The following is a 25648-nucleotide window of genomic DNA, read 5'->3' on the forward strand; positions in this document are numbered from 1 at the left end:
GCGCGTCACTATGTTGGGACGAGTGTGCTGTGGACTGACTCGCGCCGCTCCCCGGCCTGCCGCTGGCGTCGAAATTGCACTCAGGGACGAAATCGCGCCGACTTCTGTCCCTGTGCTCAATCTCGGCGAAGACTCGTACAACCCTGGGTTGATCCGGAGCGTGATGAGACATGCGTGACTCGATCGCTGAGATGCTGCTCGACCGGGTCGGTGATCAACACGTCGGCCTGCGTACCCGCGACCGCGATTGGACCTGGGATGAGGTGGTCGCCGAGTCTGCCGCGCGCGGGGCGCTGGCCCAGGCGATGCGGGTGGACGGCCCGCTGCACATCGGTGTGCTCCTCGACAACGTGCCGGACTTCGTGTTCTGGCTGGGCGGCGCGGCCCTGGTCGGCGCGACCATCGTGGGGATCAACCCAACCCGTGGGGCCGCCGAGCTGACGGCCGAAATACGGCTCGCCGATTGCCAGTTGATCGTCACCGACGCCGTGGGTGCCGAGCGGCTACGCGGTCTCGATCTCGGATTGGCCGCCGATCGGTTCCTGGTGGTCGACGAGCCGGGCTATGCAGCACGTCTCGACGCGCATCGCACGGCACCGGCGCTGGCGGACGGCGTCGGGGAGGGCTCCCTGATGTTGTTGCTGTTCACCTCGGGTACGACGGGTGCTTCCAAGGCCGTCATCTGCAGCCAGGGCCGGCTGGCCCGGATCGCCTACACCGCCGCCGAGAAATTCGGCCACGTCCGCGACGACGTGGAGTACTGCTGTATGCCGTTGTTCCACGGCAACGCGATCATGGCGTTATGGGCGCCGGCGCTGTCGGTCGGTGCCACGGTGTGCCTGACGCCGTCATTCTCGGCGTCCGGATTCCTGCCGGACGTGCGTTATTTCGGTGCCACCTTCTTCACCTATGTGGGCAAGGCGCTGGGCTACCTGATGGCCACGCCGGAACGGCCCGACGATGCCGACAATCCGTTGGTCCGCGGCTTCGGCACCGAGGCGTCGCCCGATGACCAGGCCGAGTTCCGCCGCCGGTTCGACGCAGAGCTGTTCGAGGGATACGGGTCCAGCGAAGGCGGTGGGGCAGTGGTTCTGGCTCCCGACATGCCGCCGGGGGCGTTGGGGCGGCCGGCGCACGCGGGTGTGGCCATCGTCGATCCCGAAACGCTCACCGACTGTGCCCCAGCATCTTTCGACGAGCACGGCCGGGTGCTCAACCCCGACGAAGCCGTAGGTGAGATCGTCGACAAGTTCGGCACGCGCACGTTCGAGGGTTATTACAAGAACGACGAGGCCAACGCCGAACGCATCCGCAACGGCTGGTATTGGACGGGTGATCTCGGCTATCTCGACGAGCAGGGGTTCATCTACTTCGCCGGGCGGCGCGGGGATTGGATCCGGGTGGACGGCGAGAACACCTCGGCCCTGAACATCGAACGGGTCCTGCGTCGTCATCCCGAGGTGGTGGCGGCCGGTGTCTATGCCGTGCCCGATCCACGTTCGGGTGATCAGGTGATGGCCGCGATCGAGGTGGCCGACCCCGCCGGATTCGACGCCGGGGCGTTTGTGTCCTATCTGGCCGGCCAACCCGACCTGGGCGCCAAGGCGTTTCCGCGGTTTCTCCGGGTGTCGAAGAACCTACCGGTGACGGGATCGAACAAGGTGCTCAAGCGTGAACTGCAACAGCAGCACTGGCATACCGACGACGACGTGTATCGGTGGGTGGGACGCGGTGCGCCCGAATACCGACGCATGGGCGACGATGACAAGCGGTCGCTGGACGCCGAGTTCACCCGATACGGAAGGCAACGCTACCTATGACGTGGGATGACGACTGTGACGTTCTGATCGCCGGGTCCGGGGGAGGTGGTGTCACCGGCGCGTACACCGCGGCGCGCGAAGGGTTGTCGGTGATCCTGGTGGAAGCCAGCGACAAATTCGGCGGCACCACAGCGTATTCCGGTGGCGGCGGGGTGTGGTTCCCGTGCAACCCGGTGCTGAAGCGCGCCGGCACCGACGACACCATCGAGGATGCGCTGGAGTACTACCACGCTGTCGTCGGCGATCGGACCCCGCGGGAGCTGCAGGAGACCTACGTCCGCGGCGGCGCCGGGCTGATCGAGTACCTGGAAGCCGACGACAATCTGAAGTTCGCGCCGATGCCGTGGCCGGACTACTTCGGCAAGGCGCCCAAGGCCAGGACCGACGGTCAACGTCACATCGCGGCCCGCCCGCTCAAAGTGGAGAAGGTCCCGCACCTGCGGGAGCTGGTGCGCGGCCCGCTGGATGCCGACCGGCTCGGCGCCGAGCAGCCCGACGACTACTTCATCGGCGGTCGGGCCTTGATCGCGCGGTTCCTGAAAGCCATTGAGCAATACCGGGATACCTCCCTTCGGCTGGATACCGCATTGGTGGAGCTGGTCGTCGAGGGCGGGGCCGTCACCGGTGCGATCGTCGAATCCGACGGTGAGCGGCGGGCGATCCGGGCCCGGCGCGGGGTGCTGCTCGCGGCGGGCGGATTCGAAGGCAATGACGAGCTACGGCGGAAGTACGGAGTACCCGGCGTCGCCCGCGACACCATGGGCCCGCCGGCCAACCTCGGGCACGCGCATCAGGCCGCGATCGCCATCGGCGCCGACGTCGATCTGATGGACCAGGCCTGGTGGTCACCTGGTTTGACACATCCAGACGGTCGCTCGGCCTTCGCGCTGTGGTTCACCGGCGGCATCTTCGTCGACCAGTTCGGGCAGCGCTTCGTCAACGAGTCGGCCGCCTACGACCGGATCGGCCGGGCCATCGTGGCGCGGCTGGCCGACGGGTCCATGACGTTGCCGTACTGGATGATCTACGACGACCGCGAGGGAAGCATCCCTCCGGTGAAGGCCACCAACGTCTCGATGGTCGATACCCAGCAATACGTCGACGCCGGGTTGTGGCACACCGCCGACACTTTGGAAGAGCTGGGGGCCATGATCAATGTGCCCGCCGAAAACCTGACCGCCACGGTGGAGCGCTTCAACGCCTTCGTCGCCGCCGGCCACGACGACGACTTCGACCGCGGCGACGAGGCCTACGACCGGGCGTTCTCGGGCGGCGCGTCCCCGCTCGTCGCGATCGAGAAGGGACCTTTCCATGCCGCCGCGTTCGGCATCTCCGACCTCGGCACCAAGGGTGGGTTATGCACCGACACCGCCGCCCGGGTGCTCACCGCGGACGGGCAGGTGATCGCGGGACTCTACGCCGCAGGCAACACCATGGCCGCCCCGAGCGGCACCACCTATCCCGGCGGTGGAAATCCGATCGGAACAAGCATGCTGTTCAGCCACCTGGCGGTCAAAGACATGCTAGGCAGGAACCCATGAGCGATATCCGGGAAATCGACGCCGGCGCGGAGATGACGCGGTTCGCCCGCGGTTGGCACTGCCTCGGGCTGGCCGAGACGTTCCGGGACGGGCAGCCGCACGGCATCCAAGCGTTCGGCACCAAGCTCGTCGTCTACGCCGACTCGTCCGGCGCCCTTCACGTACTGGATTCGTACTGCAGGCACATGGGCGGTGACCTGTCGATGGGGTCGGTCAAAGACGACAACCTGGCCTGCCCGTTCCACGACTGGCGTTGGGGCGCCGACGGAAAGTGCAAGCTGGTGCCGTACGCCAAACGCACCCCGCGGCTGGCGCGGACCCGGAAATGGGACACCTGCGAGGTCAACGGCCAGTTGCTGGTCTGGCACGATCCGGAAGGTTCGACCCCACCCGCCGAGCTGACCCCGCCCACCATCGAGGGCTACGACGACGGTATCTGGTCGCCGTGGCAATGGAATTCGATCCTGATCGAAGGATCGCACTGCCGCGAGATCGTCGACAACAACGTCGACATGGCGCACTTCTTCTACATCCACCACGCCTACCCGACGTACTTCAAGAACGTCATCGAAGGCCACACCGCCAGTCAGTTCATGGAGTCCAAGCCACGTCCGGACTACGCCACCCGAGAACTCTGGGACGGCACCTATCTGCGTTCGGAGGCAACGTATTTCGGCCCGGCATACATGATCAACTGGCTACACAACGATCTGGCCCCGAACTTCACCGTCGAGATCGCCTTGATCAATTGCCATTACCCGGTGACGCACGACTCGTTCGTGCTGCAGTGGGGCGTCGCCGTCCAGCAGAATCCCGCGTTGCCCGCGGAGAAGGCGGAGAAACTCGCGGCGACGATGAGCCGCAGTTTCGGTGACGGCTTCATGGAGGACGTCGAGATCTGGAAACACAAGGCCCGCATCGACAACCCGTTGCTGACCGAGGAGGACGGCCCGGTCTATCACCATCGACGGTGGTACGAGCAGTTCTACGTGGACCTCGCCGACGTCACCTCCGAGATGACCGACCGCTTCGAGCAGGAGGTCGACACCACGCACGCCAACGAGCTGTGGCAGCAGGAGGTGGCCGGCAATCTGGCCGCGGGCGCGGGTCAGGCAGGGCGAACCCGGTAACGACCGGTGGAGAGGTCTTCGCTCAGAACCCCCATCGGGCTGTCGATCACGTGGTCGGTCATGCTGAGGGTGTCCCGGTCGAAGTATGCGCCCGGCGTCTCACGTTTCCAGGTTGCCGGCGAGCCGGCGTAGAGCCCCCGCCTGCGTTCCGGCGCCGATCGCTGAGTCATGGTCGAATTGGCCGCCAACACAGACTGATCGGGCAGTCGGCTGTCCTTGAGCATCACGGCCCCGCTGCCCACGAGGGAGTGGTGCCCGACTGTCACCCGTCCGACCGTCTGCCGCTTGTTCACGAAATCCGGTTCGTGTGTCTGTAGGAGACAACGGTTTCCGCCGACCGCGGCGTACTCGCGCACGACGATCGTGCCGGAACAGTCCGCGTAGTGTCTGCTGCCCAGCTTCGCGGCGTATCCGACGAACAACGTGCCGGCCTTCGGGTCGATCTGCTGATAACTCGGATGCGCCGAGATCCAATTCCACGACTCCATCGCTGCGTGATCGTCGAAGCGGGCCAAGCTCAATCCTCGGACGACGTTGAACAGTCCGAACCGGACGCCTTCGCCCACCTCGAAACGACCGACGTTCCGTACGAGCGTGGGCCCGATCCTGGCGGTGACGGCGACGGCATGTCCGAACGACCGCAATACCCGGTTCTTGAACGACGACGGCGGCAGGACAAGCCAGCAAAGCGTTTCCAGCATGGGTTGCACCTTTCTGCGGAGTCATGCCCGAAGGGATGACGGCCAGGATCGGGCAGTCCTTGCCGAATGTACTGAACTGGTTGGACCTTCCGGCCCGCCCATGATCCGCGAAGGACAACTGTGGTGCTCATCACTTCTGGCGCCGAGCCTGGGGATTCGCGTGAGTGCGTGGTCTGCCAGGGGTTTTCGCCGTCCACATCGAGCGCGCTGCCCGGCGCCGCGCATTCTGATGCGTCGCGGTACGGCGTTCGACGCACTGGGGCGGCTGCGAGATCCGGTTCAGTTGCGTATGGTCGGGTCTGCGCAAGGTCGGGGCGTCGCGGGTTGAATGCGACCGGTGTCGATGACCTGGACCAGCGACGGAGATCGAAGCCACACGTGCCGGTATGGCACCGCCGGATGTCCACAAGCAAACATTGTCGGGTCGAGTTGCAGCGTGACAGCGTGATTCTCGCCATGGACGTCCGTTGGTCGCCCAAGTGACGGGAGCTTGCCACTGATCGCACCAACGTCATCACCCTCATCGATCGCACCGCCGCCGATCGGCAATCAGTTCTCGCTCGCCGGTTTCACCGGTCGGGGCTATCACCGAGGCCGAAGTCAGCCGATACAGCTCGCCTGGCTACTTGTCTCGAGATCCGTGTTGTTCCGGTGGTGGATGCCGAATCGGCTACGGATTGCGGTACTTCGGATATTCGGCGCCACAATCGGCCGGGGCACGCTCATCCGGCATGACGTGAAAATCCACTGGCCGTGGAAGCTGGAGGTCGGCGACAGTTCGTGGATCGGTGAAGACGCCTGGATTCTCAACCTCGAGAAGGTGACGATCGGTTCGAATTCGTGTGTCTCCCAAGGTGTGCTGCTGTGTACCGGGAGTCACGACCGCGTCAGCGCGACATTCGAATTCGACAACGGTCCCATCACGATCGGCGACCGGGTCTGGGTGGCCGCGCGCTCGACCGTGCTGCGCGGGGTGCACATCGGTGACGGGGCAACGATTGGCGCAACCGCGCTCGTCACCCACGATGTTCCCGCGGCCGACACGGTCTTTGCGCCACGGTCGACGAGGGGGACGACATGCGGGTGACGATCGTCGGTATCAACTACGCGCCCGAAGTTACCGGGATCGCCCCGTACACAACGGGTATCGCCGAAGGGCTGGTCACCTGCGGGCACGACGTCACGGTGATCACCGGGGTGCCGCACTATCCCCAGTGGCGGGTCGCTGACCGGTACCGCGGTGTTCGACGCCGCACCGAGAGCGTCTCAGGGGTGGCCGTGCACCGCGTCGGGCACTACGTACCAACCGAACACAGCAATCGCGGGCGGATCCGCATGGAAGCCTCGTTCGGTACGGCTGCGGCCACACACAGATGGAATGATCCAGACGTCGTCATCGTCGTCAGCCCGGCGCTGCTCTCGGCCGCCGCAGTGGTGTTGCGGGCCAGGCTGTCCCGGGTTCCGGTCGGCGTGGTGGTTCAGGACGTCTACAGCAAGGGTGTGGTGGAAACCGGCGCGGCCGGTGGTCGCTCCGCGGCCCTGACCGCACGGTTGGAATCCGCGGTCTTGCGGACGGCGGATGCGGTGGCGGTGATTCACCCGCGCTTTGCCGATCCGCTGGCCGAGATCGGGGTGGACCCCAGCGACCTGGAGGTCATCCGCAACTGGACGCACATCGCCGGCGACGCTCCCGTGAGCGGATCGGCGGCGGTGCGGCAGAAGTTCGGCTGGGGGCCCGATGACACCGTGGTGCTGCACACCGGCAACATGGGTGTGAAGCAGGGCCTGGAGAACGTCGTCGCCGCAGCAGACGTGGCTGAACGCGCGGACCATCACGGCCACCGGCTGCGCTTCGTGCTGATCGGCGACGGCAATCAGCGAGCCATGCTCGACGATCTCGCGAAGGACACCCCGGCTGTCCAGCTGATCGATCCGCTACCGGAGGAGGAGTTTCGCGCCGCGCTGTCGGCCGCCGACATCCTGCTCGTCAACGAGCGGCCCGGCGTCGGGGAGATGGCCGTGCCGAGCAAGTTGACGTCGTACTTCATCGCAGGCAAGCCGATCGTCGCGGCCACGGACCCCACGAGTGGAAGTGCCGAAGAACTCCGGGCGTCCGGCGCCGGGCTGGTGATTCCACCGGGTGACCCCCGCGCGTTGGTCGAGTCGGTGCGGCATTTGGCCGAAGACGAGCAGAGCAGACTGCGGTTCGCCGGCTGTGGGGCGGCGTATGCCCGGGAACGACTCGGCGCGTCGAATGCGGTTGCCCAGTACGAGAAGTGGGTCACCGGTCTGGCCCACCGAGGACGGGGACGGGCGGCATGAGCGCGAAAGTCAGCCGTAACGACTGCTTCTACGCCGGGCAGTCGGCGACCTATCTGGTGGGTCCACTGCAGCGGGTACTCACCCCACCGCAGCTCAAGGCCCGCTTGCAGACCATTGCGGCCGCGGGCCCGCGGACTCGTCTGGGCCTGCGGCCGAACCGCGCGGCACGACACTGGGATTACGACCCCGACTGTGGCGGGATCGTGATCACCGACGGCCCGATGCCGGATATGTCCGACCCGGCCCGGGCGATGCTCGACCTGCTGGCCGACGGGCCCACGGTGCCGCCGGCCACCGTGCACATCCACGTCGCCGACCGATGGTTGTTCCTCAACTTCGATCACGGAATCGGCGGCGGCCGGCTGTTCAGCGAGGTGATCGCCGCGGCCGGTGGCGAAGGAACCGGATTCGCCGAACCGGCACCCGCGCCGGCGAGCCGCAACCCGGGTCTGCGTGCCCTGATGCACACCGTACGCACCGAACCGACGCGATTGATCCGTGCGTTGGACGAGCCGTTCCGGGGCGGCAGCGCGGCTGTGGTCCCCACCGGGCAGCTCGATGAGCGGGAAGCCCTGGCCTACAAGCGAAGTCAGCCCGGCTTCCTGGACCTGGTGCGGGCCTGCCGTGACGCCTACCTGCCACGCGCGCCGCTGTCCGCCTTCATCCTCTCGGCGTTCATGCGAACTCTGCGCGATTCCGGGATAACCCCGGAGGACGACGTCGCCCTACTCGTAGATCTCGGCAGGTATCTGCCGCCCAGAGTTGGCACGTTGTCGAATTTCGTAGGGATCGCGCCGATTCGGACCACCGCGCCGTACGAGCCGGCCTCGATCGCCGCCGCCATCGACGAGTACACGCGCGGGTGCCGCGCCCTGGTCCGGTACGGGATGGGTTACGCCGCACGGCTGCGGACCCGTCCCGCCGACCTGCCCCGGTGGCAGACCGGTAGTCGACGCGCGCGGATCGTGGTGACCGACCATGCCACTTCCGCGGCAGGCGGCAAGATCCCCTGGGCGCACACCGCGGATGGGCACCACTTCGTCCGCAAGGCGCCGGTGCGGTACTCGAACCAGATCTCGTTGGCGATCAACCGGGTTGGTTCCGAACTGCACCTCACCGCGTCGTACTACGCCGGCACCTTCGACCCCGGCACGATCAACGCCGCCCTGGAGGGCATCGTGGCGGACGGTTCGCCGTTGGTGCTCGCCGGATCCGGCGGTGCACGGAAGGGGCGGTGACGTGACCGCCGGACTCACGCCGTCTCCGAGAGGGCCCCAGGCGCGGTCGACGGCGGTGGCCACGACCGCCGACCAAGTGCTCTCGAGCGCCAGCAATGCGCTGATGGTCTTTGCGGTGGCGCAGGTTTCCCCGGCCGAACAGTTCGGGATCGTCGCGCTGCTGGTCACGGTGGCCACGACCTGGATCGGCTTCAACCGGGGTGCGCTGGGTACCGCCCTGTTGCTCACCAGCAACCTGCGGCGGGCCGAGATCGCCGCTGAAGGCGGGTACGCGATCAGCCTCTCGCTGGTGACGGCGACCGTCGCCGGTGCGGTGTTGCTGGTCCTGTCTTCGCTTTTCGGACAATTCTGGATCGGTCTGGCGTTCGCCGTCAGCCTGGTCGGCGTGCTGGGCCAGGATGTGCTCCGATTCGTCGCCATCGCCCAGGGCAGACCGCTCGTGGCCGCCGTCTGCGACGGAATGTGGGCGGCCTGGATCGTGGCGATCTACCTGTTCAACCTGCTGACGTCCGGGTTCTCGGCGGCGGCCACGGTGTACCTGTGGGGCGCGGGCGGACTGGTCTCGGCGCTGGCACTCATGGTCGTGCTGGGGACCTGGCCGCGACGCCACCGCCTGATCGACTGGTGGCGCGAATACGGCCGGGCACGGCTGAGATTCGGAATTGTCTATGCGCTCAACCAGGTTGGGGCCAGCCTGGTGACGTTGGCCGTGACGGTGGTGATCAGCGGCACCGCCGCGGCCGGCCTTCGCGGCGGAGCGAGTTTGTTCGGACCGATCGCGATGCTGGTGTCCGCGCTGCCGCTGGTGTTCGTTCCCCATGCCCGCCGGGCGTCGTCGTCGGCCGATCAGCAGTGGCGGCTGCTCGTCAAGACCTCGATGCTCACATCGGGTCTCACCTTGCTGGCCGGCGCGTTATTGGCCGCCGTCCCGGGCCCGCTCGGCTCGGCCATTCTGGGCGATACCTGGAGGTATGCCAGTACTCTCGTCGTCTATCTCGGGATCGAGTGTGCGGCGATGTGCTGGATGGTGAGCGTGTACAGCTTCTTCCAGGCTCAGGGTATGAGCGCAACGGTGTTGCGGGTCAAGTTGTTTCAGATCACCCTGCAGCTCGGCCTCTGTCTGGCGGCCGGGGTGCTGGTGGGCACCGCAACCGGCGTCGCCATCGCGCTGGCAGTCTCCGGCACCGTCGCCGCTTTGGTCGGCGTCACCTTGGTGCGGCGCGCAGCCCGGCCGGCGACCGACGTCGCGCCCGGACACCCGGGGCGCTCCAGGGGGATTGACGTCCCTGAGGTTGCCGTCGCTCCGGGGCGCGAACCCTGGCCGAGCATCGATGTGCTCGCTGCGGAGATGGCCGACGGCAGGAGCGGGCGGTGACAGCAGCGCTTCATGTCGTCACCCTGATCACGCCCGACGGTGCCTACGGCGGCCCCGTCCGGGTGGCGTTCAACCAGGCCCGCCAACTGCGCGCCGACGGCCACCGCGCTGTCGTCGCCGGTGCAGTCCGCGGATACCGCACGATCCCCACCGTCCTCGACGGAGTACCCGTCCGGCTCACCAAGGCCCGCAACGTGATTCCCGTGCTCGGATTCTCCGGGCTGCTCGCCCCGGCCATGTGGGTGTGGATGGTGCGCAACCGCAGAACGTTCGACGTGGTCCATGTCCACCTGGCACGCGACCTGATCACCCTGCCGGCCGCGCTGATCGCCCTGGTGCTCGGCAAGCGGCTGATCGTGCAGACGCACGGAATGATCGCCGACAGCGACCATCCGATAGCGCCGGTCCTGGACCGAGTTCTGGTCCGCCCCATCCTGCGCCGGGCGGCCGCCGTGCTGTACCTGACCGAAGCAGAGCGCGCGGCACTGCTGCGGGTGCAACCGGCCGCGGCGGTGCAGCATCTGCCCAACGGCGTTCCGGGCTACGAGGCCGCCGCCACCGCGCGTAACGACCGAGCAATTGGTGACGACGTCGAGGTGCTCTACCTCGCACGGCTGCAGGCGCGAAAACGACCGGTCCTGTTCGTGCGAGCGGCGACCCGGCTGCTGGCGCAGGGTCGCGCGGCCCGGTTCACCCTGATCGGTCCCGACGAAGGTGAAGGCAGCGCCGTGCGTGACGCGATATCACGGTCCGGTGCCGCCCCTGACGCACTCACCTGGGAGGGGGCACTGCCGCCGGAGCGCACGACCGCGCGGATGGTCGAGGCGTCGGTGTACGTGTTGCCCTCGGTGGCCGAGCCGTTCCCGATGGCCGTGCTCGAGGCGATGTCCGTCGGTCTGCCCGTCGTGATCACCGAGAGCTGCGGACTCGCCGAAGCGGTGCGCGCCAGCGGAAGTGGCGTCGTGGTCGACGAATCCGAGGAGGCGCTTGTCGAAGCGATACAGACGTTGATCACCGATCGTGGGCTGCGCGAACGGATGAGCGCCGCCGCGCTGCGGACCGCGGCAGAGGTGTTCAGCATGGCAGCCGTCGCGCGTGAGCTTCTCGCGGTGTACACCGGCGTTCGACCCGACACCCGGCCGGAGGACAGGCAACCCGCGTGACAGACGAATCGAAGGGTGACACTGTGTCGGGAGCTGCCAACGGGCGGCGGCTTCTCGCGCGGCGCGCGCTGACGGTCATCGCCACCATCGTGGTTCTGGGGTTACTGGTCGTGGCCGGTACGGGGACCGTCCTGTTCCGCCATGCGGCACAAGACGATCTGCGCCACGCCGACGCGGTGTTCGTGCTCGGCGGCGAACACGATGGCCGCGAGGATTACGGCCTCCAACTGGTGCGCGACGGCGTCGCCCCGGTGCTGGTGCTGTCCAACCCGTACCGGGCCTCCGATCCGGTGATCCGGCGGGCCTGCGAAACCCGCGTGCGCGGAGTGGAAGTGCTGTGCGTGAAGCCGAAACCTTCCACCACGTTGGGCGAGGCACTGCTGATTCGGCAGTTGGCCCGCGAAAGAGGTTGGAAGACAATTGTGGTTGCCTCATGGCAGTACCATCTGCCCCGGGCTCGCTTCATCTTCCGGCGGTGTTTCTCGTCGTCACCGGATTCCACGATCATGCGTGCGGTGCCACGCGACTACCACTTGACCGCGGGCTCATGGGAATACACCTACCTGTACCAGTTCTTCGCACTCGGCAAGGCCGTCATGGAGTCAGGAGAGTCGGGCAAGTGTGAATGAGCACTACCGCTGTCGGGCTACCACTTCAGCTTGTACTGCACACCGGCGAACACATACACACTCAGATAACCCAGCAGGGCAAATGCGCTGCAATACAAGGCGGTTGTCGCCAGTGTCCGAGCGGCTCGACGAATCCCCGGCCAGGTGTGCGCACGGTCGTCGAAGGTGGCCATCGGTAGCAGCACGGTGGTGATGGGTGCGGCGGTCACCAGCAGGCCCTCACCGAACAGCAGAAGTGCCGGCGGCGAGTCCGCGGTGGCTTGCACCGCGGTCAGACAGCCCAGCAGCGCGCACACCACACAGTTGATCGCGGTGATGCGCCAGCGGTCGGCATTTCGGTACAGGTAGACCGCGGCCAAGGCGCCCACCGCGCCTCCCACGCCGAGCAACACCACGTCGGTGATCACGAGTCACCGTCCTCACGCGCAGTTCCGGGCAGCGCCAATCCCACACGGGCACCGGCAAACAACCCCGCACAGACACACCCGGGCGTCAGGACAAGATAGGCAATCGTGGCCGAGGCTGGTTGGTCCATCGCCAACGCGGTATACCCGCTGAGGCTGGTGGTGGCGCCGGCCATTCCCATGACGAACCCGCGGACTTCGGCACGAACTCGCCAGGTGAGCATGAGGCCGATCACGGTGCCACAGATGGCCGCCACGATCAGTGTGACCAGCAGGAGCACAGCGGGGGAGGGCCATATCGCGGATAACAGGTGGTGCGCAACGGCTCCGGCTGCCGCCCCCGCGATGATCCACCACAGCTGCCCGTCACCGGCAAAACTTGAGCGCACCATCGGAATCAGGTTAACCACCAATCGACGGCGAAAGCGATTCAGGTGGTAAACGTGAGAAACATCGCGTTGTTCGGCGGTATCGGAGCACTGGTGGGCCGACACCGCCGACGGTCAACTGCTACATTGCGAAACGTACCGCTTGATCGAATAGATGGCGCCTATGGCTGCGCGGTTTTTGTCGTACTGATTGTCGCGATTGCGCTTTGAGTGGATCGTTGAGCATTGCTGCCGGCCATGGGCCGGAGAGGTGCACGATTCGGAATGACGGTTGTCACGATGCCGCGAGAAGTGTTCACCCGCACTCGCTGGCAGCGGCAATACCTGGTGAACATCCTCATCACCGACCTCCTGGTGGTGTGTGCGGCGGTGATATTGGCGCAGTACGTCCGCTTCGGACAGGCGCCGGACCTGTCGAGCACCGATGGCTACATCACGGCCGTCTCGATTCTCTTCGCTGCCATCTGGCTGTTGGCCCTGTCGATCTGCCGTACGAGATCGACACGGGTGATGGGGGCCGGGGCCGAGGAGTACAAACGGGTTGCCGCCGCCTCGTTTTGGACGTTCGGCGGGCTGGCGATCATCACGTTCTTGGTCCAACTTGAGGTGGCCCGCGGTTACCTGGCGGTGGCGCTGCCGGCCGGTACCGTGGCATTGTGTCTGAGTAGGTGGCTGTGGCGCCGGTATCTGGCCAAGAAGCGGGCCGAGGGGCACTATCAGACGGCTGTGATGGCGATCGGTGATGCCGACGCGGTCAGCTATCTGGCTCAGGAGCTGACTCGCGATCCACGCAACGGGTACGACGTTGTCGCAGTGGGGATTCCGGGCTATGGCGCACCCCGTGGCGAGACGCTGCGCGTGGGAGACCGTGACATCCCGATCATGGGTGGCGAGGCCTACGCACTCGACGACATCCGGGAATCCGGCGCTGACACCGTGGCCATCACCGGCACAGAGCATTTCGGCTACGACGGAATCCGCAAACTCATGTGGGACCTGGAGGCCATGGGAATCGACCTGGTGGTGTCACCAGGCGTCATGGACGTATCCGGGGCGCGTCTGGAGATGCGCCCGGTGGCCGGATTCCCGCTCGTCCATGTCGAAAAGCCGCAGTACGACGGCGCAAAGCGGTTCGAGAAGCGAGCCTTCGACTTCCTGTTCGCGTTGTTCGCACTGGTGGTCTCGTCACCGATTCTCGTGGCCGCCGCGATCGCCATCAAACTCGACAGCCGCGGTTCGGTCTTCTACACCGCCGAACGCATCGGCATCGACGGACAACCGTTCGCAATGTTGAAGTTCCGTACGATGGTTTCGGATGCCGATCGTCAACTGGAAAGTCTGCAGGAGCTCAACGAGAGTTCAGGCGGTGTCCTCTTCAAGATCAAAGACGATCCGCGGATCACTTCGGTGGGGCGGGTTCTGCGTCGGTACAGCATCGACGAGTTGCCCCAGTTCATCAACGTGCTCAGGCAGGAGATGAGCGTGGTCGGGCCCCGTCCGCCGCTGCGGCAGGAGGTCGAGACCTACGACGGCGACGTCCAGCGCAGGTTGTTGGTCAAGCCGGGGATCACCGGACTGTGGCAGGTCAGCGGGCGATCGGACCTGTCCTGGCAGGAATCGGTGCGGCTGGATCTGTCCTATGTCGAGAACTGGTCGATGGTGGCCGACCTTGTCATCATCGCGAAAACCGTACGCGCGGTGCTGCTGAGCAACGGGGCCTACTGACGCGCCGAAAGTCTTACCGCCCAGCGCTTTGTGCGTGCACAGAAAGGAATGTCGCAGTGACGCAGGCGAAGAAGAAAGCCTTGATCACCGGAATCACGGGACAGGACGGTTCTTATCTGGCAGAGCTTCTGCTCAACAAGGGCTACGAGGTGCACGGGCTGGTCCGTCGGTCCTCGTCTTTCAACACCGACCGGATCGACCACCTGTACGTCGATCCCCACGAACCGCACGCGCAACTGTTCCTGCACTACGGTGACCTCAGCGACGGCGCCCGGCTGGTGACACTGCTCAGCAGCATCGAACCGCACGAGGTATACAACCTGGCCGCGCAGTCCCATGTCCGGGTGAGCTTCGACGAGCCCGAACACACCGGTGACACCACGGGTATCGGTTCGGCCCGGCTGCTGGAGGCAGTGCGGATCTCGAAGATTCCGTGCCGTTTCTATCAGGCCTCCAGCTCGGAGATGTTCGGTGCGTCGCCGCCGCCGCAGAACGAAGAGACGAACTTTTATCCGCGGTCGCCCTATGGTGCGGCGAAAGTCTATTCGTACTGGATGACCCGAAACTACCGCGAGGCCTACGGGATGTTCGCGGTCAACGGGATCTTGTTCAACCACGAGTCACCGCGGCGCGGTGAAACATTCGTCACCAGAAAGATCACCCGGGCCGCCGCGCGGATCAAAGCCGGTCTGGACCAACACCTTTACCTCGGAAATCTGGATGCGGTGCGGGACTGGGGTTACGCCCCCGAGTACGTCGAAGGTATGTGGCGCACCTTGCAGGCCGACGAGCCGGGTGATTACGTGCTGGCCACCGGCGACAACTACACGGTGCGCGACTTTCTCGTCGCCGCATTCGAACGTGCCGGCCTGGACTGGGAGAAACACGTCCGCTTCGACGAGCGTTACCTGCGCCCGACCGAGGTCGACGCGCTCATCGGCGACGCCACCAAGGCGGACCGGCAGCTCGACTGGCGTCCGACGGTCCGGACGCCGCAACTGGCCCAGATCATGGTGGACGCCGACATCGCCCGCCTGGAGTGTCAGGGGAAGCCCTGGTGTGACACGCCGGCGCTGGCAGGCTGGAGCTGACATGTCAGCGAAAGCCCAGGGACACACCGACATTGCGCTCGATCCGGCCGCTCCCACGTTCGTCGCTGGTCATCGGGGCATGGTCGGATCGGCGATTCACCGCACACTCCGCACGGAGGGCTTCAGTGATCTCCTCGTCCGGTCGCGTCGCGAACTCGATCTGACCGACCGGACGGCGACGTTCGAGTTCTTCGCCCGATCACGGCCCCGTGTGGTGGTGCTGGCGGCGGCCCGGGTCGGGGGAATCCTGGCGAACAGCCAGGCCCCGGTGGACTTCCTCTCCGAGAACCTGCGAATCCAGACCAATGTGCTGGACGCGGCGCTGGCACATGGCACCGAACGCCTGCTCTTTCTCGGATCGTCCTGTATCTACCCGAAATTGGCGCCGCAACCGATCACCGAGGACGCGCTGCTGACCGGCCCGCTCGAGCCGACCAACGACGCGTACGCCATCGCCAAGATAGCCGGCATTCTGCAGGTGCAGGGTGTGCGGCGTCAGTACGGCCTGCCGTGGATCTCGGCGATGCCGACGAACCTGTACGGCCCCGGTGACAACTTCTCCCCGGAAACCTCCCACGTGCTGCCGGCGTTGATCCGCCGTTACGACGAAGCGCGGGAGAACAGTGAGCCGCGCGTGACGAACTGGGGGACCGGCACCGTTCGCCGGGAGTTCATGCACGTCGACGACATGGCCTCGGCGTGCCTGCACCTGCTGCGGCATTTCGACGGACCACAGCAGGTCAACGTGGGCACCGGGATCGATCACACGATCAAGGAGACCGCCGAGATGGTCGCGGCCGCAGTGGGATTCGACGGCGATACCGCCTGGGACACCGACAAGCCCGACGGTACCCCGCGAAAGTTGTTGGACATCAGCACGTTACGGGACCTCGGCTGGGAGCCCTCGATTTCGCTGCGAAACGGCATCGAGGAGACGGTGCGCTGGTACCGGCAGAATCGCGGCTCGGTCCGACGGATGGCGCTGACCTGAGGCGGCCCGGCCCGGCCCGGTGTTCGCCGGGCTGCCCGTAAGCTGGCCAGCAATGAACACGAGACCACCGTTGGACGTGACTGCACTGCGCGCCAGATTGAGCGCGCCGTGGCGTCGACTCGACGTCGTCGACGAGACCGGATCCACCAACGCGGATCTGCTCGCGCGGGCCGCCGCCGGTGAGGACATCTCCGGTGCGGTGTTGTTGGCGGAATATCAAAGCGCCGGTCGGGGCCGGCACGGGCGGGCATGGACGGCGCCGCCACGCTCGCAGGTGGTGGCCTCCTTCGGGGTGGATGCCGCGGGGGTTCCGACCGACCGGTGGGGATGGTTGCCGCTGGCCACCGGGCTCGCAATCGTCGACGCAGTCGGTGAGGTGACCGGAGTTCGAGTCGGTTTGAAATGGCCCAATGACGTCCTCGTCGGTCCGGGAGGCGGGAAGCTGGCCGGCATCCTGGCCGAGGTGGCCTCTCCGACGTCGGTCATCGTCGTCGGGCTCGGGCTGAACGTGACGCTGACGGCCGCGGAGGCACCTGATCCCCGGGCCACGTCGCTGGCGCAACTGGGTGCCGCGACAGTGGACCGCGTGCCGCTGACACAAGCCCTGCTCCGTCATCTGGGCGCCCGCGTCACCGGCTGGCGCAACGCAGATCCCGAACTGGCCGACGACTACCGTGCCCACAGCGTCACGCTCGGCAGCCAGGTCCGTGCGATCCTGCCCGGGGACCGCACCTTGGTGGGCACGGCCGCCGACGTCGACGAACTCGGTCGTCTGATCATCGACACCGGCGCGGAGCGGGTCACCGTCTCTGCGGGTGACATCACCCACCTGCGCCCCTCCGAGTCGTAGAGTGCTGCCGTGGGCTACCCGGAGAATGTGCTGGCCAACGACGAGCAGGTGGTGCTGCACCGGCACCCGCACTGGAAGCGCCTGATCGGGGCGATCCTGGTCCTCATCCTGGTCACCGCGGCCGCGGCGTTCGTCGCCGCCGTGGTCAACACCATGCAGTGGCAGCCGACGGCCAAGAACGTGCTGTTCATCGTCATCGGGGCGATCTGGCTCATCGTGGTCGGCTGGCTGACCCTGTGGCCGTTCCTGAACTGGTGGACCACCCACTTCGTCATCACCGACCGTCGCGTCATGTTCCGGCACGGTGTGCTGACCCGCTCAGGTATCGACATCCCGCTCGCCCGGATCAACAGCGTCGAGTTCCGCCATGGTCTGTCCGACCGGCTGTTGCGCACCGGCACCCTGATCATCGAGTCGGCGTCGCAAGATCCGCTGGAATTCGACGACATCCCGCGCGTGGAGCAGGTGCATTCACTGCTGTATCACGAGGTCTTCGACACCTTGGGGTCTGACGAGTCGCCCAGCTGACGGATCGTTCGGTTTGGCGTTGGCGCTGCTGGGGCAACCTCATCGTGATTGCAGCCTGGCAAGGGCACTGCCGGAAGGAGGAGCCATGAGCGGCATCGACAAGGCCAAGAACAAGGCCGAAGAGTTGGCGGGAAAGGCCAAAGAGAAGGTGGGACAGGCAACCGGGGACAGGGACACCGAGGCCGAGGGGCACAAAGATCAGGCCACGGGCAACCTGAAGCAGGCGGGCGAGAAAGTCAAGGACGTCTTCAAGAAGTAACGCGGGTTCGCCGTCAGAGCCCGATGCGGGCGGATCAGGAAGTCTTCGACACCGGAGGGTCCGAAGGATCGTCGTATCGGCCCGCTTTGGCGCGGCGGCCCGGCCGCCGTAACGGTGTCACCGTGGCGGACCTGCGGCGTTCGGAGTGATCCTCCAGCGCCTCGGCCAGGCCACCACCGGTGAGCGTGGATTCGAGCGCGAGATCGGGCTTGTCGACGAACTCGTCGGGGAACACCCAGCGGCGGAATGCCCAGAACCGGAACGCCATCTGCAGCAGATTGCCCAGGATGTACGCCGAGATGAAGTCGGCGATGTTCTCCACCGTCAGAGACACCTCGGGGACCCGCAGCCCCAGCACATAGCTGGAGAAGTACAGCGGCAGCATCGACAACAGCACACCCACGCCGCTGAACGCGAAGAACAGCAGGGCCTCGTGGTGGCGTTCCCGGCCGCCGCGGTTCTGGAAGCTCCATTCCCGGTTGAGGATGTAGGAGGCGATGACCGCGACGATGCCGGCGATGATCTTGGCGGTGACCGGTTTGGGCTCCAGCACCGTGAGCTTGAGTGTGTAGAAGATCGCCGAATCGATGACAAACGTCGTCGCGCCGACGATCGCGAACTTGATCAGTTCGTGATGCCGCTCGGCGAGGGGACGGACGAATCGCGGCAATCGAGCGATTGTCGCATCGGCGAAGGACACAGCTAGGCAGTGTACGGAAATGCGCCCGTCGTTGCCGCATCGCTGTGCTGCCAGACCTTAACCGCAGGTCAATGCACCGGTCACGAGGATGACACGAATCGGCGCATGACACCATGGAGTGCGTGCCGACAACTCCTGAGAAGCCTTCCCGCGTGGGCGGGGCGTCACCTTCCCTCGCGGGCGGGGCGTCACCTGTCGTGGCGATGATCGGCGGCGGCCAGCTCGCCAGAATGACGCACCAGGCGGCAATCGCGCTGGGGCAGACCCTGCGGGTGCTGGCTGCCGGGCCGGATGAATCCGCTGCTCAAGTCACCGCCGACGTCGTCATCGGCTCTCACACCGACCTGGACGCGTTGCGTCGGGCGGCCCAGGGCGCTGCGGCGTTGACCTTCGACCACGAGCATGTGCCCACCGAGCACCTCGAAAAGCTGGTGGCCGAGGGTGTCACGGTCAACCCGCCGCCGCAGGCGCTGGTCCATGCCCAGGACAAGCTGTTGATGCGCCGCAAGCTGAAGACCCTGGGCGCCCCGGTGCCACGGTTCGCCGAGATCACCTCCGTGGCGGACGTCGAGGCGTTCGTGGCCGAGATCGACGGCCCGGTGGTGATCAAGACCGTGCGTGGGGGCTACGACGGCAAGGGCGTGGTGATAGCCGACGATCTGGTGGCCGCGCGCGAGGTGGTGGCCGGGTATCTGGCCGACGGGGTGCCGGTGCTGGCCGAGGAACGCGTCGAGATGCGGCGGGAACTTGCCGCGCTGGTGGCCCGCTCGCCGTTCGGGCAGGGCGCGGCGTGGCCGGTCGTGGAAACCGTGCAGCGCGACGGTATCTGCGTCGAGGTGTACGCCCCGGCTCCCGGGCTGTCCGACGAACTCGGTTCGGCCGCACAGGAACTCGGGCTACGGCTGGCTGATGAGCTCGGCGTCGTCGGCGTGCTGGCCGTCGAGTTGTTCGAGACGGTCGACGGCGGTCTCCTCGTCAACGAGTTGGCCATGCGCCCGCACAACTCCGGGCACTGGACCATGAACGGCGCGGTCACCAGCCAGTTCGAGCAGCATCTGCGGGCCGTGCTGGATTACCCGCTGGGCGACACCTCGGCCATCGCACCGGCCGCGGTGATGGCCAACGTGCTCGGGGCGGCGCAGACACCGGCGATGTCGATGGACGAGCGGTTGCACCATCTGTTCGCCCGGATTCCCGACGCGAAAGTGCATCTGTACGGCAAAGGCGAACGTGCGGGACGGAAGTTGGGGCACGTCAACGTGATCGGCTCGGATATGGACGAACTGCGGGAGCGCGCGGTGCGGGCAGCGCACTGGTTGTCGCACGCCGAATGGACCGACGGATGGGATGAACATGGCGAGTAACACGGCACGGGTCGGGCTCATCATGGGCAGCGACAGCGACTGGTCGGTGATGTCGGAGGCGGCCACCGCGCTGGCCGAGTTCGAGGTGCCGTTCGAGGTCGGTGTGGTCTCCGCGCACCGGACCCCGCAACGCATGCTCGACTACGCCAAGACCGCGGCCGACCGGGGCGTCGAGGTGATCATCGCCGGCGCGGGCGGGGCGGCACATCTGCCCGGAATGGTGGCCTCGGCCACACCGCTTCCGGTGATCGGGGTGCCGGTGCCCCTGGCCCGCCTCGATGGCATGGACTCGTTGTTGTCGATCGTGCAGATGCCGGCCGGAGTCCCGGTGGCCACGGTTTCCATTGGCGGAGCACGCAATGCGGGTCTGTTGGCGGTGCGGATCTTGGGCGCCGCTGACGCCGCGCTACAGGCCCGAATGGTGAAATTCCAGGCCGATCTGGAAGCCATGGTGTTGGCGAAGGACGCCGCGTTGCGCGATCGCCTGCTGGGTGACGACTGAGTCGCCGGGCGACTTAGTCCCCGATGAGCTCGCGAATGCGGGGCGTCAGGGACTCGATCGGTTCATCGGTCGACATCACCACCACCGCGGTGCGGCCGCCACCACCCCGGTAGATCGGCCAGGTCGCGGCCAGCGCCTCGGCCAGGTCTGACCGCGGGTTCGTCGAGTCGCCGCGCAGCCATCGGCGCAGCACGTGGTTGTGCGCGGCGACGACGGCGTTGGCGAACAGTTCGGCGCGCAGATCCGCCGTCCAGTCTCCGGTCTGCGCGGCCCTCAGGTGTTTGGTGAACAGCCGCACATACCGTGACACCACGGCCGTTTCGAAGTCGCGCAGGGCTCCTACCGTGCGGGTCAGCCGATACCGGGTCCGGGCGCGCTCGCCCTCGGCGAGGTAGTTCTCGAAGACCGAGGTTGTCGCCACCGCGATGACCTCGGCGGGGAGTGCTTCGGCCGGCGCCGCCGACAACCTCTCGTCGGCGCGGCGCAGCAACGCCTCGTGATCGGGAAAGATCATCGCCTCTTTCGAGCCGAACTGACGAAACGCGGTGGTGCGTCCCACCTGCGCCCGTGTCGCGATGTCGTCGACGCTGGTGGCCTCGTACCCGCGTTCTTCGAACAGTTCGAAGGCCGCGCTCACCAGACGCTCCCGTGTGCTTGGCGGACCGGGCATTAGGTGCACCTCCATCGGGTACTGAGTGCCAGTGATATGGTACTGAGTGCCAAAAGTAGCAGGGCGATGTACTCGATGTGCAGTCCGGGCAACGATGGAACAAGAGAGCGAAGAGCTGAAAGCAAAGGAGAAGATCATGGCTGGTTGGGCCGGAAACCCATCTTTTGATCTGTTTCAGCTGCCGGAGGAGCATCAGGAGCTTCGGGCGGCGATCCGGGCGCTGGCGGAGAAGGAAATCGCCCCGCACGCTGCCGACGTCGACGAGAATGCGCGCTTTCCCGAGGAGGCTCTGCAGGCGCTGAATGCCTCGGGCTTCAACGCGATTCACGTGCCCGAGGAGTACGGCGGTCAAGGCGCGGATTCGGTCGCGGCCTGCATTGTGATCGAAGAGGTCGCGCGGGTGGACGCGTCGGCGTCGCTGATTCCGGCGGTCAACAAGCTGGGCACGATGGGGTTGATCCTGAGGGGTTCCGATGAACTCAAGAAGCAGGTGCTGCCGTCGCTGGCGTCCGGTGAGGCAATGGCCTCCTACGCCCTGTCCGAGCGCGAGGCCGGCTCGGACGCGGCCGGTATGCGGACCCGGGCCAAGGCCGACGGGGACGACTGGATCCTCAACGGCGCCAAGTGCTGGATCACCAATGGCGGCAAGTCGAGCTGGTACACGGTGATGGCGGTGACCGATCCGGACAAGGGCGCCAACGGTATCTCGGCGTTCATGGTGCACAAGGACGACGAGGGTTTCTCCGTCGGACCCAAAGAGAAGAAGCTCGGCATCAAGGGGTCGCCGACCACCGAGTTGTACTTCGAGAACTGTCGGATCCCCGGTGACCGGATCATCGGTGAGCCCGGCACCGGTTTCAAGACCGCGCTGGCCACGCTCGATCACACCCGGCCCACCATCGGTGCCCAGGCCGTCGGTATCGCCCAGGGTGCGCTGGATGCCGCGATCGCCTACACCAAGGATCGCAAGCAGTTCGGCACGGCGATCGCCGAATTCCAGGCCGTGCAGTTCATGCTCGCCGACATGGCGATGAAGCTGGAGGCCGCCCGGCTGATGGTCTACCACGCTGCCGCCCGCGCCGAGCGTGGTGAAACCAACCTCGGGTTCATCTCGGCGGCGAGCAAGTGCTTTGCCTCCGACGTGGCCATGGAGGTCACCACCGATGCGGTGCAGCTGTTCGGCGGCGCCGGCTACACGGTGGACTTCCCGGTCGAGCGGATGATGCGCGACGCCAAGATCACCCAGATCTACGAGGGCACCAACCAGATCCAGCGCGTGGTGATGAGCCGCGCACTGCTCAAGTAACCACCGCCAGCAGACGCAAACCCGTACTTTTTCGCGCGACAAGGTACGGGTTTGTGTCTTTTCGCGGAAGGAAATCAGCCGCGCAGCAACTGGACGGTGTGTACGGGCCGACGGTCAGGGGCCAACTCACGGATCTGGGTACGGCAGCTGAACCCGTCGGCCACCACCGTGGTGTCTCCGTCCGCCTCGCGCAGGGCCGGCAACAGCTTGTCCTCGGCGCAGGCCACCGACACGTCGTAGTGCCCGCGTTCGAATCCGAAATTGCCGGCCAGGCCGCAACATCCGGCGTCGAGGATGTCGAGATCGACTCCGGCGCTCTCGAGCAGGGCGCTCTCGTGCCGGTAATGCAGCACCGCGTGCTGGTGGCAGTGCTGCTGGACCACGGCGGTATCCGACCGTGCCGGTGGTCGCCAATCCGGGGCGCGCAACCGCAGGATCTCACCGATGGTGTGCGTCTGCGCGGCGAGCCGATGGGCGTCCTCGTCTCCGTGTAACAGCTCGGGTAGATCGGACCGGAAGACCGCTGCGCAGCTGGGCTCCAGCACCACCACGGGGGTGCCGGCATGCAGTGCGGGCCGCAGCGCCCGCAGGGTGCGTCGCAGTACACGTTTGGCGGTGGTCAGCTGACCGGTGGAGATCCAGGTCAGCCCGCAGCACAACGCCTCGCGAGGTACCTCGACGGCAAATCCGGCCGATTCGAGTACTTGCACGGCATCGTGGGCGATCTGCGGATCGAAGTTGTTGGTGAACGTGTCGGGCCACAACACCACCGGCCCCAACGGTGCGTGCGGCGGCCGCACGTGCCCGTCGAACGCCGCAGTGAACCGCTGCCGGGCGAACACCGGGATGCCGCGACGTTCGTCGATGCCGCCGAGTCGTTTGACCACGGCGCCAAGGCTTTTGGTCTGCACGGTGCGGTTCACCACACCGGGTGCCGCGGCGGCCAACCGAGCCCACAACGGGATCCAGCCCATCGAGTAGTGCGCCATCGGACGCAGCCGGTTGTGATAGTGATGGGACAGGAACTCGGCCTTGTAGGTCGCCATGTCGACATTGACCGGACAGTCGCTGCGACATCCCTTGCACGCCAGGCACAGATCGAGCGCGTCGCGCACCTCTTCGGACCGCCAGCCGTCGGTGATCACGTCACCCTCCAGCATCTCGAACAGCAACCGGGACCGGCCGCGGGTGGAGTGCTCCTCCTCGCCGGTGGCGCGGTAGCTCGGGCACATCACCCCGGATTCGTGGCCGCGGCAGTTGCCGACACCCACACAACGGGCCGCGGCGTGGGAGAACCGGTGCTCGTCGTCGGGATAGCTGAAGTGCGTGGCGGGATCGGCCGGCCGGTAATCGGGCCCGTAGCGCAGGTTTTCGTCGAGCCGGTACGGGTGCACGATCTTGCCCGGGTTCATCCGGTTGCCGGGATCGAAGAGCGCCTTGGTTCGCTCGAATGCGGTGACGACCCGTTCGCCGAACATGATCGGCAGCAGCTCGCCGCGGGACTGCCCGTCGCCGTGTTCGCCGGACAGCGACCCGCCGTAGTCGACCACCAGTCGAGCCGCGTCGTACGCGAACCGCCGATACTTGTCGACGCCTTCGGCGGTCCGCAAGTCGAACGGGATTCGGGTGTGAATGCACCCCTGCCCGAAATGGCCGTACAGCGAAGCGCTTTCATAGTCATACCGCGTCAGCAACGCGCGAAAATCTCGCAGGTAGTCGCCGAGCCGGTCCGGCGGGACGGCGGCGTCTTCCCACCCCTCGTGCGTTTCGGGGCCGGTCGGTGGATACGCGGTGGCGCCGAGGCCCGCTTCCCGGGCGGCCCACACCTCCTTCTTGCGCACGGGGTCGTCGAGGACTGCGCCGTCGGCCTTCTCGCCCAACGCCGCGATCATCGCCTTCGCCGCGCGGTCGGCCTCCTCCTGCGTGTCGCCGTTGAACTGCACCATCAGCCACGCCTTGCCGTCGGGCAGTTCGCGTAAGGCCTTCTCGGCCAACCGCCGCGAATGCTCGAGTTCGACGAGGCGATGGTCGAGACCCTCCAGCGCGGCCGGCTGATGTTCGAGCACCGCGGGCACCGCGTCTCCGGCGGTGGTGATGTCGTCGAACCCGAGCAACGCCAGCGCGCTGGCGGCCGGACGGCGCACCAACTGAAGCTTGGCCCGTAGGACCGTGACGAGGGTGCTCTCGCTGCCGACGAGGGCGGTGGCCACGTTGAAGTGGTTCTCCGGCAACAGGGAATCGAGGTTGTAGCCCGAGACCCGACGCGGGATGTGCGGGTAGCGGGACCGGATGTCGTCGGCGTACTCCTCGGCGATCGCCCGCAGCCCCTGGTACAACTGCGCGTCGCGGCCGCCCGCTGCGATGATCCGGTCGTACTCCTCGGCGGTGGTCTCGCCGACCCAACGGCGGGTGCCGTCGTAGGTCAGGATCTCCAGCGCCAGAACCGAATCCGCCATTTTTCCGTAGGCCTGCGCGGTGGAACCACAGGAGTTGTTGCCGATCATGCCGCCGATGGTGCAGTTGACGTGAGTGGAGGGTTTGGGTCCGACCATCCAGCCCGACGACGCCAACTGGTCGTTGAGCACGTCGAGCTTGATGCCGGGTTCGACGACGACGGTGCCCGCGTCGGTGTCGACCTCGCCGATTCGCGTGCAGTATTTGCTCCAGTCCAGCACCACTGCGGCGTTGCAACATTGGCCGGCCAGGCTGGTGCCGCCGCCTCGGGACAGCACCGGCACATCGTGGTCGCGGCACACCGCGATCGCGGTGGCGGCCGCGTCCGGTGACCTCGGTACCACCACCCCGATCGGGATCTGGCGGTAGTTGGAGGCGTCGGTCGAATAGGTGGCCCGTGATCCCGGATCGAACCGGACTTCTCCGTCGACCCACTCATGCAAATCGGCGGCCAGGGACTCGAACAACAATGTAGTCATGGTGATCCTCGGTGGAT

The 25648-nt window shown here is 66.3% G+C and carries 24 protein-coding genes; 18 read left to right on the top strand and 6 right to left on the bottom strand.

All coding sequences use genetic code 11. The features are described from left to right. Nucleotides 1–170 precede the first annotated feature (170 nt). Genes A5733_RS25980 through A5733_RS25990 form a run of 3 tightly spaced genes read left to right on the top strand, consistent with a single transcriptional unit; the run spans nt 171 to nt 4491 of the window. On the top strand, nt 171–1820 hold the full coding sequence (locus tag A5733_RS25980) for an AMP-binding protein (RefSeq protein WP_076242174.1): 1650 nt from the start codon (nt 171–173) through the stop codon (nt 1818–1820). Then, nucleotides 1817–3361: an FAD-binding protein gene (locus A5733_RS25985; protein ID WP_076242175.1), complete on the top strand. Its 1545-nt coding sequence runs from the start codon at nt 1817–1819 to the stop codon at nt 3359–3361. The genes A5733_RS25980 and A5733_RS25985 overlap by 4 nt, the downstream gene beginning before the upstream one ends. After that, nucleotides 3358–4491: a Rieske 2Fe-2S domain-containing protein gene (locus tag A5733_RS25990; RefSeq protein WP_076242176.1), complete on the top strand. Its 1134-nt coding sequence runs from the start codon at nt 3358–3360 to the stop codon at nt 4489–4491. The genes A5733_RS25985 and A5733_RS25990 overlap by 4 nt, the downstream gene beginning before the upstream one ends. Here the strand turns inward: A5733_RS25990 and A5733_RS25995 are convergent. Next, nucleotides 4470–5192: a hypothetical protein gene (locus A5733_RS25995; RefSeq protein WP_076242177.1), complete on the bottom strand. Its 723-nt coding sequence runs from the start codon at nt 5190–5192 to the stop codon at nt 4470–4472. The two genes, A5733_RS25990 and A5733_RS25995, sit on opposite strands and share 22 nt — an antisense overlap. A gap of 736 nt (nt 5193–5928) precedes the next feature. Between A5733_RS25995 and A5733_RS28265 the strand changes: the two genes are divergently transcribed. Genes A5733_RS28265 through A5733_RS26025 form a run of 6 tightly spaced genes read left to right on the top strand, consistent with a single transcriptional unit; the run spans nt 5929 to nt 11919 of the window. Then, nucleotides 5929–6279: a putative colanic acid biosynthesis acetyltransferase gene (locus A5733_RS28265; RefSeq protein WP_369830978.1), complete on the top strand. Its 351-nt coding sequence runs from the start codon at nt 5929–5931 to the stop codon at nt 6277–6279. After that, complete coding sequence (locus tag A5733_RS26005; protein ID WP_076242178.1) at nt 6270–7514, top strand: WcaI family glycosyltransferase; 1245 nt, start codon at nt 6270–6272, stop codon at nt 7512–7514. The genes A5733_RS28265 and A5733_RS26005 overlap by 10 nt, the downstream gene beginning before the upstream one ends. Further along, nucleotides 7511–8752 carry a hypothetical protein gene (locus A5733_RS26010; protein WP_076242179.1) on the top strand — a complete coding sequence of 414 codons (1242 nt, stop codon included), beginning with the start codon at nt 7511–7513 and terminating at the stop codon, nt 8750–8752. Before A5733_RS26005 ends, A5733_RS26010 begins: the two co-directional genes overlap by 4 nt. Before the next feature lies 1 nt (nt 8753). Beyond that, complete coding sequence (locus A5733_RS26015; RefSeq protein ID WP_142254219.1) at nt 8754–10127, top strand: hypothetical protein; 1374 nt, start codon at nt 8754–8756, stop codon at nt 10125–10127. Beyond that, on the top strand, nt 10124–11290 hold the full coding sequence (locus A5733_RS26020; RefSeq protein WP_076242181.1) for a glycosyltransferase: 1167 nt from the start codon (nt 10124–10126) through the stop codon (nt 11288–11290). The genes A5733_RS26015 and A5733_RS26020 overlap by 4 nt, the downstream gene beginning before the upstream one ends. Next, nucleotides 11287–11919, top strand: coding sequence for a YdcF family protein (locus A5733_RS26025; protein ID WP_231965659.1), 633 nt, complete (start codon nt 11287–11289; stop codon nt 11917–11919). The genes A5733_RS26020 and A5733_RS26025 overlap by 4 nt, the downstream gene beginning before the upstream one ends. 17 nt (nt 11920–11936) lie before the next feature. Here A5733_RS26025 and A5733_RS26030 read toward each other — a convergent pair whose 3' ends face one another. Continuing rightward, nucleotides 11937–12326, bottom strand: coding sequence for a hypothetical protein (locus tag A5733_RS26030; RefSeq protein WP_067768524.1), 390 nt, complete (start codon nt 12324–12326; stop codon nt 11937–11939). Further along, the gene (locus tag A5733_RS26035; RefSeq protein WP_076242182.1) at nt 12323–12715 is read right to left on the bottom strand and encodes a hypothetical protein; all 393 of its coding nucleotides are present in this window, start codon (nt 12713–12715) and stop codon (nt 12323–12325) included. The genes A5733_RS26030 and A5733_RS26035 overlap by 4 nt, the downstream gene beginning before the upstream one ends. A 261-nt stretch (nt 12716–12976) precedes the next feature. Between A5733_RS26035 and A5733_RS26040 the strand changes: the two genes are divergently transcribed. From A5733_RS26040 to A5733_RS26065, 6 genes are all read left to right on the top strand, one after another. Continuing rightward, nucleotides 12977–14437, top strand: coding sequence for a sugar transferase (locus A5733_RS26040; protein ID WP_076242183.1), 1461 nt, complete (start codon nt 12977–12979; stop codon nt 14435–14437). Nucleotides 14438–14493: 56 nt separating this feature from the next. Further along, nucleotides 14494–15528, top strand: a complete 1035-nt coding sequence (gene gmd / locus A5733_RS26045; RefSeq protein ID WP_076242184.1) for a GDP-mannose 4,6-dehydratase — start codon at nt 14494–14496, stop codon at nt 15526–15528. A 1-nt stretch (nt 15529) separates the two neighbouring features. Then, complete coding sequence (locus tag A5733_RS26050; RefSeq protein WP_076242185.1) at nt 15530–16519, top strand: GDP-L-fucose synthase; 990 nt, start codon at nt 15530–15532, stop codon at nt 16517–16519. 52 nt (nt 16520–16571) lie between these two features. Beyond that, nucleotides 16572–17369: a biotin--[acetyl-CoA-carboxylase] ligase gene (locus tag A5733_RS26055; protein ID WP_076242186.1), complete on the top strand. Its 798-nt coding sequence runs from the start codon at nt 16572–16574 to the stop codon at nt 17367–17369. Between the two features lie 9 nt (nt 17370–17378). Further along, complete coding sequence (locus A5733_RS26060; protein WP_067768536.1) at nt 17379–17897, top strand: PH domain-containing protein; 519 nt, start codon at nt 17379–17381, stop codon at nt 17895–17897. An 85-nt stretch (nt 17898–17982) separates the two neighbouring features. Continuing rightward, nucleotides 17983–18156, top strand: coding sequence for a CsbD family protein (locus tag A5733_RS26065; RefSeq protein ID WP_067768538.1), 174 nt, complete (start codon nt 17983–17985; stop codon nt 18154–18156). Between the two features lie 34 nt (nt 18157–18190). On the opposite strand, the gene A5733_RS26070 is transcribed toward A5733_RS26065, so the two are convergent. After that, a complete protein-coding gene (locus A5733_RS26070) occupies nt 18191–18856 on the bottom strand; it encodes a GtrA family protein (RefSeq protein ID WP_076242187.1) in 666 nt (221 codons plus the stop codon). A 113-nt stretch (nt 18857–18969) separates the two neighbouring features. Between A5733_RS26070 and A5733_RS26075 the strand changes: the two genes are divergently transcribed. Beyond that, nucleotides 18970–20220, top strand: coding sequence for a 5-(carboxyamino)imidazole ribonucleotide synthase (locus A5733_RS26075; RefSeq protein WP_369830979.1), 1251 nt, complete (start codon nt 18970–18972; stop codon nt 20218–20220). Beyond that, on the top strand, nt 20210–20722 hold the full coding sequence (purE, locus tag A5733_RS26080) for a 5-(carboxyamino)imidazole ribonucleotide mutase (RefSeq protein WP_197508245.1): 513 nt from the start codon (nt 20210–20212) through the stop codon (nt 20720–20722). Before A5733_RS26075 ends, purE begins: the two co-directional genes overlap by 11 nt. 13 nt (nt 20723–20735) lie before the next feature. Here purE and A5733_RS26085 read toward each other — a convergent pair whose 3' ends face one another. Next, a complete protein-coding gene (locus A5733_RS26085) occupies nt 20736–21392 on the bottom strand; it encodes a TetR/AcrR family transcriptional regulator (RefSeq protein ID WP_076242221.1) in 657 nt (218 codons plus the stop codon). A 136-nt stretch (nt 21393–21528) separates the two neighbouring features. Between A5733_RS26085 and A5733_RS26090 the strand changes: the two genes are divergently transcribed. After that, nucleotides 21529–22698 (top strand): acyl-CoA dehydrogenase, encoded by a 1170-nt coding sequence (locus A5733_RS26090; RefSeq protein WP_076242222.1) that lies wholly within the window; start codon nt 21529–21531, stop codon nt 22696–22698. A 74-nt stretch (nt 22699–22772) separates the two neighbouring features. Here the strand turns inward: A5733_RS26090 and A5733_RS26095 are convergent, their stop codons facing one another. Continuing rightward, nucleotides 22773–25631 carry an FAD-binding and (Fe-S)-binding domain-containing protein gene (locus A5733_RS26095; RefSeq protein WP_076242189.1) on the bottom strand — a complete coding sequence of 953 codons (2859 nt, stop codon included), beginning with the start codon at nt 25629–25631 and terminating at the stop codon, nt 22773–22775. Nucleotides 25632–25648 lie beyond the last annotated feature (17 nt).

The sequence above is a fragment of the Mycobacterium sp. NS-7484 genome (assembly GCF_001953975.1).
Lineage (GTDB): Bacteria > Actinomycetota > Actinomycetes > Mycobacteriales > Mycobacteriaceae > Mycobacterium.